We start from the raw sequence: 13,826 nt of genomic DNA on the forward strand, positions 1-13,826 counted from the left end.
GCCATGATGGGGATCAAGGTATTCATTGTCGACGACCACGCGCTGGTGCGCACCGGCTTCCGCCTGATCCTGGGCGCAGAGGGCGATATCGAGGTGGTGGGCGAAGCGGACAGCGCGGAGGCGGCGCTGCCGCAGATCCGCAGGCTGCGGCCGGACGTGGTGCTGTGCGACCTGCACCTGCCCGGACTCAGCGGGCTGGAACTGACCGAGCGCATCGTGCGCGGCGATTACGGCACCCGCGTCATCGCGGTGTCGGTGCTGGAAGACGGGCCGATGCCGCGCCGGCTGCTGGAGGCGGGCGCCTTCGGTTACGTCGGCAAGGCCAGCGATGCTTCCGAGCTGTTGCGGGCGGTGCGCGACGTGGCGCGTGGCAGGAAGTACCTGGCCAGTTCGATCGCGCAGGGCATGGCGCTGGCCGGCCTGCACGGCGAAACCGTCTCGCCGTTCGACACGCTGACGCCGCGTGAACTGGAGGTCGCGCTGCTGCTGAACCAGGGCCTGCGGCAGGAAGCCATCGCCCGCCAGCTCAGCCTGAGCGCGAAGACCGTGAACACCCACAAGACGCGGCTGTTCGAGAAGCTCGGCATCCAGGACAACATCGCGCTGGCGCGGCTGGTGGGCCAGTACGGCCTGGTCGATCCGGCGCAGGCGGTGCACTGAGCCGCGGCTGCCAGCGGGCAGCCGCGACGCTCGATTCCAATGGTCCAAATGCGATGGCGCCGGTTTCCCGGCGCCATCTGTCCTGCTGTGTGCCGCCCTGGATCAGGCGTTGTGGCGCGGTTCGTCGTCTTCTTTTTCCGCGGCTTCCGCGGCTTCCGCGGCGGCCACCTGCGCTTCCGGGGCAGCTGGTTCGGTCTGCGGCAGCGATTCGAACAACCCGCGCGTGGGGGCGTCCGGAGCCGGGGTCGAAACCGGTGTCGGTGCGGGTGCCGGGACTGCGGCCGCGACCGGATCGACGGCCGGTGCCACGGCCGGTGCTGCGGGCTCCCCGACTGCGACTGGCGCCACTTCCGCGGCGGCGCCAGGTTCGGTGGCAGGGCCAGCCTGCGCCACTTCCACTTCGGCCAGGCTTGCGTCCGCCGCCTGCGGGGTCGCGGTCGGCGCCGGCGCGGGTACCGCCACCGGCGCATCGGCGGCAGTCTCGGCGAAGACTTCGGCGCGCTCGGCTTCCACTTCGACCGAAGCGGTTGCGGTCACGGCGTCCGCCGGCGGCAGCCGTTCGGCTTCGGCCTTGGCGACGTCAGCCGCCTGCGCGACCGGCGCTGCGATTTCCGCGGCCACCGGCGCCACCTTGGCGACAGGCGAGCTGATCGCGACAATCGCGGCGGCTGCCGGCGTCGCGGTGGACGCTTCCGCCTTCGCGGCGGGCTGCTCGCGGGCGGTCGGGGCGGCGCTGTGGGCCGCCGGTGCTGCAGCCGCCGGCGCTTCGATGTCATCGAAATCGAATTCCGGCTGGTTGGTGTCGGCGCCCACCACTTCGTCCAACGCTTCGTCGTGGTCCAGCATCGCTTCGTCGGCACCGCCGGCGGCGTCGCCGTTGCCACGACGGCGGCGGCGACCGCCGCGACGGCCGCGGCGGCGCTTGCCGCCAGCTTCGCCCGCGTTGGCATCGTCGCCAGCGGCGGGCGCATCGTCGCTGGACGTGTCCAGCTGGGCGGTCTCGACGGTCGATTCCAGCTCGGCCGGCACAGCCGAGGCCGCAGCTGCGGCCGGCTGCTGGATCACCGCAGCTGCGCTGTTCTCCGCGATCGCCCCCGCTGCGGCCACCGCAGCTGCGGCGACTTCCGCCGGTTGCGCGGCCTCGCTGGCCGGACGTTCCTGCCGGGGCGGGCGCGGCTGCTTCTGCTGCTGCGCCTTCTCCGACTGCTGCGCCTTTTCCTGCGGTTTCGGCTGCTGCGGCTGGCGTTCCTGCTTCGGTTGTTGCGGCTGCTTGTCCAGCTTCTGCTGTTGCGGCTGCTTCTGCTTCTGCTGTTTCTGGCCTTCGCCGCGGTTGTCGCGCTGGCGGGTGTCGTCGCGGCGACCCTCGTCACGACGGCCATCGCGGTTGCCGCGCCCATCACGCTCGCTGCGACGATTGCCGCGCTCATCGCGGCGGCCGTTGCCTTCGCTGCGCGCCGGCGCCGGCGCGGGCGCGCTGGGCGCCGCACCGAACAGGCCGCGCAGCCAGCCGATCACGCCACCGTTGGCGGGCGCGGCCGGGACCGGCTTCGCCGCCTGGGCGAACGCCGGGGCGGGCGTCTGCTGCGGTTCCTGCGGCATCGGCTTGGGATCGCGCAACGGTGCCGGCTGGGCGGGGCTGACCCTGGTGACGGCCGGCGGCGGGATGTTCAGCTGGCCCTTGGTCAGGGCGATGGTGTTCAGCTTGCGCGGGGTGCCGCGCTGGTAGCTGGGCCGGCCGGTTTCCTCGCCCATCTCGTTGTCGCGGATGCGCGTCACTTCGTAATGCGGGGTTTGCAGCTGTTCGTCGGCGACGATCACGATCGGCGCGTCGTGGCGCTGCTCGATCTCGCGCAGCGCGCTGCGCTTCTCGTTGAGCAGGAAGTTGGCGATCTCCACCGGCGCCTGCACCAGCACCTGGCCGGTGTTGTCCTTCATCGCGTGCTCTTCGGCGACGCGGATGATCGACAGGCTCAGCGATTCGATGCTGCGCATGCGGCCGTGGCCCTCGCAGCGCGGGCAGACGATCTGGCTGGCCTCGCCCAGGCTGGGGCGCAGGCGCTGGCGGCTCATTTCCAGCAGGCCGAAGCGGCTGATGCGGCCGATCTGCACGCGGGCGCGGTCGTACTTCAGCGCGTTCTGCAGCTTGTTCTCGACCTCGCGCTGGTGCTTGGTGGACGACATGTCGATGAAGTCGATCACCACCAGCCCGCCGAGATCGCGCAGGCGCAGCTGGCGCGCGACTTCTTCGGCCGCTTCCAGATTGGTGTTGAACGCGGTTTCCTCGATGTCGCCGCCCTTGGTGGCGCGCGCCGAGTTGACGTCGATGGCGGTCAGCGCTTCGGTCTGGTCGATCACCAGCGCGCCGCCGGAGGGCAGGCGGATGGTGCGCTCGTAGGCGTTCTCGATCTGCGACTCGATCTGGAAGCGGTTGAACAGGGGCACGTCGTCGGTGTACTGCTTCAGCTTGCGCTTGTTGTGCGGCATCACCTGATCGACGAACTCCAGCGCCTCGGCGTACATCTCCGGGGTATCGACCAGGATTTCACCGATGTCGCTGCGCATGTAGTCGCGCAGGGCGCGCACGATCAGGCGCGACTCCTGGTAGATCAGGAACGACGCCGGCTTGCTCAGCGCGGCTTCGGCGATGGCGCGCCAGATGCTGAGCAGGTAGTCCAGGTCCCACTGCAGCTCTTCCGCGTCGCGGCCCACGCCGGCGGTGCGGATGATCACGCCCATGTCGTCGGGGATGTCCAGCGAATCCATCGCGCGCTTCAGCTCGGCGCGGTCGTCGCCCTCGATCCGGCGCGACACGCCGCCGGCGGTCGGCGAGTTCGGCATCAGCACCATGTAGCGGCCGGCCAGCGAGATGAACGTGGTCAGGGCCGCGCCCTTGTTGCCGCGCTCCTCCTTGTCCACCTGCACCACCACTTCCTGGCCTTCGCGCAGGAGTTCCTTGATGCCGGCCTTGTTGTGGTCCACGCCCGCCTGGAAATAGTCGCGGGAGATTTCCTTCAGTGGCAGGAAGCCGTGGCGCTCGCCGCCGTATTCGACGAACGCGGCTTCCAGGGAGGGCTCGAGCCGGGTGATGCGGCCCTTGTAGATGTTGGACTTCTTGTTGTCGCGGGACGGCTGTTCGATGTCGATGTCGTACAGGTTCTGTCCGTCGACGATGGCAACCCGCAGTTCTTCCGCCTGCGTGGCGTTGATGAGCATTCGCTTCATTGTGCGTTCCTTGTGCGCTGCCACACCCCGTAACGGGTGCCGCGCGGAACGCCATGGGGCGTTTCGCTTCTGGATACCACCGAGCGTGCGGCCGCGCTGGGCGCTGGCCGTGCCGCTTTCGAGTTTTCCAGCGCTGCCACACCACGGCGAACCGCGGGAGCGCTTTTTCCTTGTAATGGGCTTGCTGGGCCGGCGACCGCCACCGCATGCCTTTGGGGGGAATGGGCGCGTCGCACGGGGCGTTGTTCAACGGGCAGAATCACGGCGGGGGCCGGCAATGGGCGGGTTTGCCGCGCAGCCGTTAACATGTCCGCCCCGAGGGCGGTGGCAACGTCACTGCGGCGGGGCTCGCCAGGCAGGCCGGCTTTCGGCCGGATGGGCGGTCAACCGCCCGACACTTCCTGCGAAATCAAACCCTTGCATCGCCCCCCGAGTGTAGCAGATCAACCCCCGATGACACAGCCGGACACCCCCCCCAGCAGCGGCGCGCGCACCGTCCGCATTCCCGATGATCGTGCCGGCCAGCGGCTGGACAATTTCCTGCTGGGCCAGCTCAAGGGCGCCCCGCGCAGCCTGGTCTACAAGCTGGTGCGCAGCGGGCAGGTGCGGATCAACGGTGGCCGGGCCAAGGCCGAACGCAAGCTGGAAGTGGGGGATGAGGTCAGGATCCCGCCGGTTCGGCTCGAAACCCAGCAAGATGCCGGACGTTCGCCGCCGAAAGGCCTGCTGGCGGCGCTTGAGGCGTCGATCGTGTTCGAGGACACCCGCCTGCTGGCCATCAACAAGCCTTCCGGCATCGCCAGCCACGGTGGCAGCGGCATTTCCTTCGGCGTGATCGAGGCGATGCGCGCCCTGCGTCCGCGCGACACGCTGGAGCTGGTGCACCGGCTGGACCGCGACACCTCCGGCCTGCTGGTGCTGTCCAAGAAGCGCTCGGCGCTGTCGGAACTGCAGCGATTGCTGCGGGAAGATCACGGATCAGGCATCGAAAAGCGCTATATGGCGCTGCTGCTGGGGCGCATGCCGGACGGCACCATGAGCGTGGATGCGCCGCTGCACGTCGGCCTGCGCCAGGGTGGCGAGCGGCATGTGCAGGTCAATCCGGCCGGCAAGCCGTCGATGAGCCATTTCCGGGTGCTCGAGCGGCGTGGCGGGCAGAGTTACTGCGAAATCCGCATCGAAACCGGCCGCACCCACCAGATCCGCGTCCATGCCCAGCACATCGGCCACCCGGTGGCGGGCGACGACAAATACGGCGATCCGGCCGCCAACAAGCGGCTGCGCGAGCAACTGGGTCTGAAGCGGCTATTCCTGCACGCTTCCACCCTGGAGTTCGCCCTCGACGGCGGCAAGGCGCCTTACTCGCTGAGTGCGCCATTGGTGCCGGAATTGATCGAGGTGCTGGATAGGCTGGGGTGAGTTGTGCGAAAGGCCTTGGTCGCCGCAGGCCTGGGCCGACCAAGCCCTGTGACGCTTTTCTAGCCCGCCAGCAGATCTGCTTTCGCCGCGCAGATGAAATCGTTCTCGCTGAGCCCGCCGACGTCGTGGGTGGAGAAATGCACCACGCAGCGGTCGTAGTGCACCGACAGGTCCGGATGGTGGTTCTCGGCGTTGGCGACGTGGGCCAGCGCGTTCACGAACGACATCGTCCGGTAGTAGTTGGGAAAGGTGAACGTCTTACCCAGCACATGGCCGTTTTCCAGCAGCTCCCAGCCGGGCAGCTGCGGAAGCAGTTCGCGGATGCGGGCTTCGCCGAGGCGGTGCTCGTGGCCGTGGCGCACGATGCAGTGGGCCTGGGCGAGGGGGATGAGATCGACCATGGTGTGCTCTCCGTGCGCGGGCTGAACCGGGATTCGGGCGATACGCAGCCGCAACGCCGCGCCGCTAGAATAGCCGGATGATCCAGATTTCCGAAGCCGCGCAGACCCATTTCCGCAAGCTGATCGAGCGTGAGGCGATTCCCGGCCTCGGCGTGCGCCTGTCGGCCCAGCACCCCGGCACCGCGCGTGCCGACGTGCGCCTGGAATTTTCCGAGCCGGACGAGCTTGCCGGCGACGAGTGGGCGATCGATTGCGAAGGCTTCACGCTGTGGCTGGATGCGCCCAGCGTGCCGTTCCTCGACGGCGCCGAAATCGACTATGCCACGATGGCCACCGGCGGCCAGCTGCAGATCCGCGCGCCGCGGATCAAGGGCGTGGCGCCGGGTGAGTCGGCGTCGCTGGTGGAGCGCGTGCGCTGGGTGATCGAGAACGACATCAACCCGCAACTGGCCATGCACAAGGGCCACGTCACCCTCACCGAAATCACCGCCGACGGCATCGTGGTGCTCAATTTCGGCGGCGGCTGCCACGGCTGCAGCATGGTCGACATCACCCTGAAGCAGGGCGTCGAAAAAACCCTGTTGGACAAGGTGCCGGGCGTCACCGGGGTGCGTGACGTCACCGACCACGCCAGCGGCAGTGCGCCGTACATGTCGAACTGACGGAACCCGGCGCGCGTGACGACGGCACAGGACCTGATCACCGCACTCGAACAACGGCGCCTGCTGAAGCGCGGGCATGCCGACATTCCCGGGGAAATGCCGGTCGGCTGGCAGCACTGGTTCGATGCCCTGCCGCAGGCCGATGCCGGCGCCGCGCGCGCGCGCATCGAAGCGTGGGTACAGCCGCTGGCGCAGCGCCTCACCTACGCGGCGCAAGGCAAGGCTGCCCGGCTGGGACTGCCGTTTTTCCATCTGCAGCGGCTGGGGCGTCCGCATGATCCGCGCGACGGACGCGCGCTGCGGATCGGCGTGGGCGCCGCCGACATCCTGCTGCACCTGCTGCTGGCGGTAACGCTGCTGTGGCTGATGTACCTGAACCTGGCGGAACTGGCGCGGCAGGACGACGACCCCGGTCAAGTGGTGCAGGTGCATTTCATCGGTCGCGGCAACGCGGAGACCGGCGGCGGTGCGCTGGCCGAACAGGGCGCGCAGTCTGGGCCGTCCGCCGCTGCAGCCGTCGTCCGGACCACGCCGACACCAACGCCGGTGGCGGAGGCGATGCCGGAAGCCGCCGCTGCAACCGCAGCGCCGCCGGTATTGGAGCAGGTGGCGGAGCCGCTGCCGCAGACCATCGACGCCAGCCGGCCGGTGCCGACGCTGGAGCAGGCGCCGCCCACGCCGCCGGAAGCGCGGCAGGTGCTGCAGGTCAGCGAGGTGCCGCAGCCGCAGCCGGACGGATTCAAGCTGCCGCCGCCGCGCGAACGCAGCGTGGCGCTGCCGCAGGCAACGCTGCGGGAAGCGCAGCTACAGCCGCAGGTGGAGTCGCTGCCGATGCTCGAAACGCCCGCGCCGCGCGCACTGCAGCCGGCGCAGCGGCAGGCCCAGCTGCGTGCGCCGGAACTGAAGGAACAGGTGCGCGAAATCGAGGTGTTCCGGCCCGACCCGCGCCTGCAGCCGCGCGAGCGCGCCGCGCCCACCGCCGATGCCCCTGCGCTGCGGGTGCCACAGCCGGCCGGGCAGGTGCGTGAGTTGCCGTTGAAGCCGGATGCCGGTGGTGCCACCGCCGCGGCCGGTGATCGCGGCAACGCCGCGGCGGACGGCAGTGCGCGCAACGCAAGCTCCGGCGCCGGGCAGAAGCAGGCCGGCAGCGGACAGGGTGCACGGCCGGCAGCGGCCGGCGGGCGCGGCGTTGCGGCAGCAGGCACCGGCGCCGGACCGGGGCTCAAGCCGGCACCGGGCGGCTGGCCGGGCGCGGCGAAAAGCGACGACTGGGGCGCTTCGCAACGCAACGTCGCCGGCACCGGCAATGGCCAGGGGCGCGAGGGCGACGGCAAGTCCGGCCTGTTCAACGCCGACGGCAGCGCGCGCCTGCCCGATGAATGGCTGGATCAGAACAGCGTCGACCTCGACCGCGCCGGCACCTGGCTGAAGCGGCCGGGGCTGGAATACCGCGGCACCCGCTTCGACAAATACTGGGTTCCGCAGGGCACGCTGCTGCAGGAATGGGTGCGCCGCGGGATCAAGGAGCTGTCGATCCCGATTCCCGGCACCAGCCTCAAATTGAAATGCGTGGTGTCGCTGCTGCAGTTCGGTGGCGGCTGCATGCCGGTGAACCCGGACGTCAACGAACAGTCGTCGACCGGCCGCGCCGCACCTGAGGTGCCGTTCAAGCCGGAGCTGCAGGAAGACAACGGCAGCGTGCGCCCGGCGCCGGTGCCTGCCGACAACCCGTAGTGGCACCGCGGCGCCGCGCGTGCTGTTGAAGCGCCTTGAAGCGCCGGCTGGCGCGCTCGCGCTGCCGGCGGTGAGGGAAGCGGTCGGCTTACGCGCGCGCGCCCAGCGACTGCAGCATCTGCGGACGCAGGCCGTCGTCGTCGCGCGCCTGCGGTGGTGCGATTTCGGTCAGCGAGAACCCGCGCGCCAGCGCATCGTCCTCGTCCAGTCCCTCGAACGACACGAACTCGGCGTCCATCAGCGCGGCGCGCGCGGTGTCGATGCTGTCGTAGGCGAGGGTGTTGCCATCGCTGTCGAACACCTCGGCGGTGCCGGCCTCGCGCTCGCGCAGGCGCGCCCACACCACGGTGCGGCCGAGCGTGGCCAGCCACCAGCTGTCGTTGTCCGTCTCGCTCATGCCAATCCCTTTCCGATGATCCACAGCACCCCGCCCATCGCGATCCCGCCCAGGATCACCAGCAGGGAAATGCGCGAAGGCGTGGCCAATCCCGACAGGCTGCGGTCGGCCGCGCTGCGATAGCCGCCGCGCAGCAGCCACCACAGCGCGACGGGGTTGAGGAAGGCGCCGGGGCTGAACTGCGCCACCAGCTGCGGGTGACGATCGCGCAGGTGCACCAGCGTCAGCGGCCAGAAAATCACGAAGGCGGTGGCGCCGGCGATCGCGATGGCGAATGCGGTCAGGGCCAAAAACAGGATCAGGTCGGCATCCATCAGAACTCTGCCGAGCCCGGCGCGCGCGGGTAGGCGATCGCGTCGCGGATGTTTGCCAGCCCGCAGACATAGACCACCAGCCGCTCGAAGCCCAGCCCGAAGCCGGCGTGCGGCACCGTGCCGTAGCGGCGGAAGTCGCGGTACCAGCCGTAATGGGCCGGGTCGAGGCCGAACTGGGCCATGCGCGCGTCCAGCACGTCCAGCCGCTCCTCGCGCTGGCTGCCGCCGATGATCTCGCCGATGCCCGGCGCCAGCACGTCCATCGCGGCGACCGTGCGGCCGTCGTCGTTGATGCGCATGTAGAAGGCCTTGATCTGCTCGGGATAGTTCATCACCACCACCGGGCGGCCGACGTGTTCCTCGGTCAGCCAGCGCTCGTGCTCGGTCTGCAGGTCCAGGCCCCATTCGACCGGGAAGTCGAACTTCCTGCCGGACTTCTGCAGCAGCGTGATCGCGTCGGTGTAGTCGATCCGTTCGAACGGCGCGTTGATGAATTTTTCCAGCCGGGTGACCGCATCCTTCTGCACGCGCTCGGCGATGAAGGCCATGTCGTCGGCGCGCTCGTCCAGCACCGCCCTGAACAGGTACTTGAGGAAGTCCTCGGCGAGGTTGGCATCGTCATTGAGGTCGGCGAAGGCGATCTCCGGCTCGATCATCCAGAACTCGGCCAGGTGGCGCGTGGTGTTGCTGTTCTCGGCGCGGAAGGTCGGGCCGAAGGTGTAGACCTTGCTCAGGCTCAGGCAGTAGGCCTCGACGTTGAGCTGGCCGGACACGGTGAGGAAGGTTTCCTTGCCGAAGAAGTCGCGGCTGAAGTCCACGTTGCCCTTGCCGTCGCGCGGCAGGTTGGCCATGTCCAGGGTGGAGACCCGGAACATCTGGCCGGCGCCTTCGGCGTCGCTGGTGGTGATGATCGGCGTGCTGATCCAGTAGAACTCGCGCTCGTGGAAGAAGCGGTGCACCGCCTGTGCCAGGCAGTGGCGGATGCGGGTGACGGCGCCGAACAGGTTGGTGCGCGGACGCAGGTGGGCGAACTCGCGCAGGTATTCCAGCGAATGCTGCTTGGGCTGCATCGGGTAGGTCAGCGGGTCTTCCACCCAGCCGACGACTTCGATGTTCGATGCCTGCACCTCGAAGCTCTGGCCCTGGCCCTGCGACTTCACCAGGGTGCCGGTGGCGATCACCGCGCAGCCGGTGGTCAGGTGCTTCACCTCGGAGTCGTAGTTGGCCAGCGTGTCCGGCGCCACCACCTGGATCGGTGCGAAGCAGGAGCCGTCGCTGACGTTGACGAAGCTCAGCCCGGCCTTGGAGTCGCGGCGGGTGCGCACCCAGCCGCGCACGGACACCTGGCCGCCTTCCGGTACCTTCCCGGCCAGCGCCTGGGCAACGGAGATCGTCGTCATCTTGAAATCCTGCACTGCAAGCATGAAATAGATTCGGGAGTTTACCGGAGCAGCCGCTCCCCTTGGATTAGAATCGACACATGGCCATCCTGCTGACCGACACCGCCCGCGACCGCATCCTCGGCTACCTCGATGCCGACCCCAAGGCCGTGGGCCTGCGCTTCGGCGTCTCCCGCAGCGGCTGCTCGGGCTGGGGCTACAAGGTGGACATGGCCCGCGAGCAGGGCGCGGACGACGTGGTGTTCGATGCCGGCGGCGTGCGCATCTTCGTCGATGCCGCCAGCCTGCCGCAGGTCGACGGCACCCGCATCGATTTCGTGAAGCAGGGGCTGAACGAACAGTTCACCTTCGACAATCCCAATGTGACCGGCGGCTGCGGCTGCGGCTCCAGCTTCACCACCGGGCCGCTTCCGCTGGCCTGATTTGCGCATAACCCCTTGATTGGCCATAATGGCCGGCTCCCGCTTGCGGGAATTCTTGCCCGAACGCGCCTGTCCATGTCACCGGCAGGTGGCCGAGGGCTGCCCGGCCGGCATTGCGCCAGCCGCCATCCACAAGGAAACCACCATGCGTCACTATGAAATCGTGTTCCTGGTCCATCCGGACCAGAGCGAGCAGGTCCCGGCGATGATCGAGCGCTACAAGAGCGCCATCGAGGCCGGCAACGGCAAGATCCACCGTCTGGAAGACTGGGGCCGCCGTCAGCTGGCCTACCCGATCCAGAACCTGGTGAAGGCGCACTACGTGCTGCTGAACATCGAGACCGAGCAGTCCGTGCTGGACGAGCTGGTCGACACCTTCCGCTTCAACGACGCGATCCTGCGCCACCTGGTCATGCGTCGCGACGACGCGGTGACCGAGCAGTCCCTGATCATGAAGAACAAGGACGAGAAGGGCGACAAGCCCGAGCGTCGCCGCCGCGACGACGAGAGCGACAGTGCCGTGGGCACTGGCGATAACGAAAACGCCGAAGCCGCCTGAGGATCACGCCCATGTCCAAGTTCTTCCGTCGCCGCAAGTTCTGCAAATTCACCGCCGAGGGCGTGACCGAGATCGACTACAAGGATCTCAACACCCTGCGCCAGTACCTGACCGAGACCGGCAAGATCGTGCCGAGCCGCATCACCGGCACCAAGTCCAAGTACCAGCGCCAGCTGCAGAACGCCGTCAAGCGCGCCCGCTTCCTGGCCCTGATCCCGTACACGGACAACCACAACATCTGACGCTTGCCTGTACGTCAGCCAGATTGAATCCCGTCCATTCGGACAGCAACCGTTGCGGCGCATCGCGCGCCGCTAACGAATACGGAGCAACACCATGCAACTGATCCTCCTGCAGAAGGTCACCAACCTCGGCAACCTCGGCGACAAGGTCGACGTGAAGCCGGGCTACGGCCGCAACTATCTGGTGCCGCAGGGCAAGGCCGTGCCGGCCACGGCCGCCAACCTGGCCGAGTTCGAAGCCAAGCGCGCCGAGTACGAAGCCAAGGCCCAGTCCAACCTCGATGCCGCTTCCGCGCGTCAGGCCAAGCTGGCCGATGCCAGCGTGACCGTGGCCGCCAATGCGTCCACCGAAGGCAAGCTGTTCGGTTCGGTCGGTCCGCGCGAAATCGCCGAGGCCCTGACCAAGCAGCTGGGCGTGGAAGTGAACAAGTCGGAAGTGGTGATGGGCGAAGGCCCGCTGCGCCACACCGGCGAGTTCGAGGTGCTGGTGCACCTGCACGCCGACATCGACACCACCGTCAAGGTGGTGGTGGTGCCGGAAGCCGCCTGAGTCTTCCGCGTCATTGCAGTATCCGGACGGGCACCCCAGGGTGCCCGTTCTGCTTTTTGCGGGATGTCCCGGAGTGTTGGTGGTGCTGGGCCCGGATCGAGCACGGGACACGCCGCAAGTACGTCCATGTAGGCTAATCGGCGACATCCATGTCGCCGATTGTCCCGCGCCCGATCCGGGCCCAGCGCCACCAACGTCATGGCGTCTGTCGTCGGTGTCGCAACCTGTGAGATGCCCACCGGTTATCCACAGGGTTATCTGCAACGCTCGCCGCCGGCGCCGACTACGATGATCGTTTCCGCCGCACAACAACAACCGGCCCGCCATGACGGGCCGACAGGGGAGTCACGCAGCCGATGAGCGCAAGGTCGGGGATCCGTTCCGATGCCAGCTTCCAGACCCGCAACGAGCATCGGGTCGAGCAGCTGCGCGTGCCACCGCAGTCGATCGAAGCCGAGCAGGCGGTGCTGGGCGGCTTGATGCTGGACCCGAACGCGTTCGACCGCGTCGCCGACCAGTTGCTGGAAGAGGATTTCTACCGCCGCGACCACCAGCTGATCTACCGCGCGGTGCGCGAACTGGTGGAGAAGAACCGGCCCTGCGATGCGGTGACGGTGGGTGAGTGGTTCGATTCGCAGGGACTCGGCGAACAGGTCGCCGGCGGCGCCTATCTGGTCGAGCTGGCCGCCAGCACCCCCAGCGCGGCCAACATCAAGGCCTATGCCGAAATCGTCCGCGACAAGGCGGTGCAACGCCGGTTGATCGACATCGGCACCACCATCGTCAACGACGGCTTCCAGCCCGAAGGCCGCGATTCCGGCGAACTGCTGGCGCAGGCCGAATCGGCGGTGTTCGCGATCGCCGAAGGCCATTCGCGCGGCAAGCAGGACTTCGTGCCGGTGCGGCGCGCGCTGGCAGAGGCGTTCGAGATCCTGCAGAAGCGCGCCGAGAACGGCGGTGGCATCACCGGCCTGCCGACCGGCTATTCCGAATTCGACCAGATGACCGCCGGGTTGCAGCCCACCGACCTGATCGTGCTGGCCGCGCGGCCGGCGATGGGCAAGACCACCTTGGCCCTCAACATCGCCGAATACGGCGCGCTGAAGTCGAAGAAGGCGGTGGCGGTGTTCTCGATGGAAATGTCCGCCGGCCAGCTGGCGATGCGCCTGATCTCTTCGCTGGGCCGGGTCAACGCCCAGCGGCTGAAGGTGGGCGACCTGGAGGACGAGGACTGGAGCCGCGTCACCGGCGCCATCGCCCAGCTCAGCGGCATCAAGATCTTCATCGACGACACCCCCGGCCTGTCGCCGGAGGTGCTGCGCGCGAAGGCGCGCCGGCTCAAGCGCGAGCACGACCTGGGCCTGATCGTGATCGACTACCTGCAGCTGATGCAGGTGCCGGGCAACAGCGAGAACCGCGCCACCGAGATCTCCGAGATCAGCCGTTCGCTGAAGGGTTTGGCGAAGGAGCTGAACGTGCCGGTGATCGCGCTGTCGCAGCTCAACCGCTCGCTGGAATCGCGCACCGACAAGCGCCCGGTGATGGCCGACCTGCGCGAATCCGGCGCGATCGAGCAGGACGCCGACATGATCGTGTTCATCTACCGCGACGAGTACTACAACAAGGAAAGTTCGCCGGACAAGGGCCTGGCCGAGATCATCATCGGCAAGCACCGAAACGGCAGCACCGGCAGCTTCAAGCTGAAGTTCTTCGGCGAATACACGCGCTTCGACAACCTCGCCCACGACACCGTCGGCAGTTTCGAGGGCTAGGCCGGCCGCCAGTGATGGCGGCATGCCGAAGGTTGGCTAGGCAGCCACGGCTGCGCGTGTTCGAATAGCGCC

General features: G+C 68.2%; 14 protein-coding genes. 9 read left to right on the forward strand and 5 right to left on the reverse strand.

All coding sequences use genetic code 11. The annotated features are described in order from the left end of the window. Positions 1–6 precede the first annotated feature (6 nt). Complete coding sequence (locus E5S66_RS09905; RefSeq protein ID WP_138349062.1) at positions 7–660, forward strand: response regulator; 654 nt, start codon at positions 7–9, stop codon at positions 658–660. 102 nt (positions 661–762) lie between these two features. Here the strand turns inward: E5S66_RS09905 and E5S66_RS09910 are convergent, their stop codons facing one another. Then, positions 763–3,882 carry an Rne/Rng family ribonuclease gene (locus E5S66_RS09910; RefSeq protein ID WP_138349063.1) on the reverse strand — a complete coding sequence of 1,040 codons (3,120 nt, stop codon included), beginning with the start codon at positions 3,880–3,882 and terminating at the stop codon, positions 763–765. A 453-nt stretch (positions 3,883–4,335) separates the two neighbouring features. On the opposite strand from E5S66_RS09910, the gene E5S66_RS09915 reads away from it, so the two are divergent. Continuing rightward, positions 4,336–5,301: an RluA family pseudouridine synthase gene (locus tag E5S66_RS09915; RefSeq protein WP_138349064.1), complete on the forward strand. Its 966-nt coding sequence runs from the start codon at positions 4,336–4,338 to the stop codon at positions 5,299–5,301. 59 nt (positions 5,302–5,360) lie between these two features. Here the strand turns inward: E5S66_RS09915 and E5S66_RS09920 are convergent, their stop codons facing one another. Next, the gene (locus tag E5S66_RS09920) at positions 5,361–5,702 is read right to left on the reverse strand and encodes a 4a-hydroxytetrahydrobiopterin dehydratase (protein ID WP_138349065.1); all 342 of its coding nucleotides are present in this window, start codon (positions 5,700–5,702) and stop codon (positions 5,361–5,363) included. A gap of 77 nt (positions 5,703–5,779) precedes the next feature. Between E5S66_RS09920 and E5S66_RS09925 the strand changes: the two genes are divergently transcribed. After that, positions 5,780–6,364, forward strand: a complete 585-nt coding sequence (locus E5S66_RS09925; RefSeq protein ID WP_138349066.1) for an NfuA family Fe-S biogenesis protein — start codon at positions 5,780–5,782, stop codon at positions 6,362–6,364. Positions 6,365–6,379: 15 nt separating this feature from the next. Further along, positions 6,380–8,098 (forward strand): hypothetical protein, encoded by a 1,719-nt coding sequence (locus E5S66_RS13575; protein ID WP_171033527.1) that lies wholly within the window; start codon positions 6,380–6,382, stop codon positions 8,096–8,098. 88 nt (positions 8,099–8,186) lie between these two features. Here E5S66_RS13575 and E5S66_RS09930 read toward each other — a convergent pair whose 3' ends face one another. From E5S66_RS09930 to asnS, 3 genes are read right to left on the reverse strand one after another with little or no spacing between them, the layout of a single operon-like run. Then, entirely contained in the window at positions 8,187–8,495 is a 309-nt protein-coding gene (locus tag E5S66_RS09930; RefSeq protein ID WP_138349067.1) for a hypothetical protein, read from the reverse strand. Then, positions 8,492–8,797, reverse strand: coding sequence for a hypothetical protein (locus E5S66_RS09935; protein WP_028838162.1), 306 nt, complete (start codon positions 8,795–8,797; stop codon positions 8,492–8,494). Before E5S66_RS09935 ends, E5S66_RS09930 begins: the two co-directional genes overlap by 4 nt. Before the next feature lie 11 nt (positions 8,798–8,808). Beyond that, the gene (gene asnS, locus E5S66_RS09940; protein WP_138349068.1) at positions 8,809–10,209 is read right to left on the reverse strand and encodes an asparagine--tRNA ligase; all 1,401 of its coding nucleotides are present in this window, start codon (positions 10,207–10,209) and stop codon (positions 8,809–8,811) included. Positions 10,210–10,289: 80 nt separating this feature from the next. On the opposite strand from asnS, the gene E5S66_RS09945 reads away from it, so the two are divergent. The 5 genes from E5S66_RS09945 to E5S66_RS09965 all read left to right on the forward strand — a co-directional run bounded on the left by E5S66_RS09945 (position 10,290) and on the right by E5S66_RS09965 (position 13,754). Beyond that, positions 10,290–10,631 (forward strand): HesB/IscA family protein, encoded by a 342-nt coding sequence (locus E5S66_RS09945; RefSeq protein WP_138349069.1) that lies wholly within the window; start codon positions 10,290–10,292, stop codon positions 10,629–10,631. Positions 10,632–10,776: 145 nt separating this feature from the next. After that, entirely contained in the window at positions 10,777–11,190 is a 414-nt protein-coding gene (rpsF, locus tag E5S66_RS09950) for a 30S ribosomal protein S6 (RefSeq protein WP_138349070.1), read from the forward strand. An 11-nt stretch (positions 11,191–11,201) separates the two neighbouring features. Continuing rightward, positions 11,202–11,432 (forward strand): 30S ribosomal protein S18, encoded by a 231-nt coding sequence (gene rpsR, locus E5S66_RS09955; RefSeq protein WP_028838158.1) that lies wholly within the window; start codon positions 11,202–11,204, stop codon positions 11,430–11,432. 94 nt (positions 11,433–11,526) lie between these two features. Further along, the gene (gene rplI, locus E5S66_RS09960) at positions 11,527–11,982 is read left to right on the forward strand and encodes a 50S ribosomal protein L9 (protein ID WP_028838157.1); all 456 of its coding nucleotides are present in this window, start codon (positions 11,527–11,529) and stop codon (positions 11,980–11,982) included. A gap of 356 nt (positions 11,983–12,338) precedes the next feature. Continuing rightward, positions 12,339–13,754: a replicative DNA helicase gene (locus E5S66_RS09965; RefSeq protein ID WP_028838156.1), complete on the forward strand. Its 1,416-nt coding sequence runs from the start codon at positions 12,339–12,341 to the stop codon at positions 13,752–13,754. Positions 13,755–13,826: the final 72 nt, after the last annotated feature.

It is taken from the genome of Thermomonas fusca (assembly GCF_005862345.1).
Lineage (GTDB): Bacteria > Pseudomonadota > Gammaproteobacteria > Xanthomonadales > Xanthomonadaceae > Thermomonas > Thermomonas fusca.

Bases quoted from the DNA above. Each gene is read 5' to 3' on its own strand.
- asnS (WP_138349068.1), bottom strand. From the start codon at position 10,209: ATGACGACGATCTCCGTTGCCCAGGCGCTGGCCGGGAAGGTACCGGAA.
- E5S66_RS09905 (WP_138349062.1), top strand. From the start codon at position 7: ATGGGGATCAAGGTATTCATTGTCGACGACCACGCGCTGGTGCGCACC.
- E5S66_RS09920 (WP_138349065.1), bottom strand. From the start codon at position 5,702: ATGGTCGATCTCATCCCCCTCGCCCAGGCCCACTGCATCGTGCGCCAC.
- rpsR (WP_028838158.1), top strand. From the start codon at position 11,202: ATGTCCAAGTTCTTCCGTCGCCGCAAGTTCTGCAAATTCACCGCCGAG.
- E5S66_RS09925 (WP_138349066.1), top strand. From the start codon at position 5,780: ATGATCCAGATTTCCGAAGCCGCGCAGACCCATTTCCGCAAGCTGATC.
- E5S66_RS09910 (WP_138349063.1), bottom strand. From the start codon at position 3,882: ATGAAGCGAATGCTCATCAACGCCACGCAGGCGGAAGAACTGCGGGTT.
- E5S66_RS09945 (WP_138349069.1), top strand. From the start codon at position 10,290: ATGGCCATCCTGCTGACCGACACCGCCCGCGACCGCATCCTCGGCTAC.
- E5S66_RS09915 (WP_138349064.1), top strand. From the start codon at position 4,336: ATGACACAGCCGGACACCCCCCCCAGCAGCGGCGCGCGCACCGTCCGC.
- E5S66_RS09930 (WP_138349067.1), bottom strand. From the start codon at position 8,495: ATGAGCGAGACGGACAACGACAGCTGGTGGCTGGCCACGCTCGGCCGC.
- rplI (WP_028838157.1), top strand. From the start codon at position 11,527: ATGCAACTGATCCTCCTGCAGAAGGTCACCAACCTCGGCAACCTCGGC.
- rpsF (WP_138349070.1), top strand. From the start codon at position 10,777: ATGCGTCACTATGAAATCGTGTTCCTGGTCCATCCGGACCAGAGCGAG.
- E5S66_RS09965 (WP_028838156.1), top strand. From the start codon at position 12,339: ATGAGCGCAAGGTCGGGGATCCGTTCCGATGCCAGCTTCCAGACCCGC.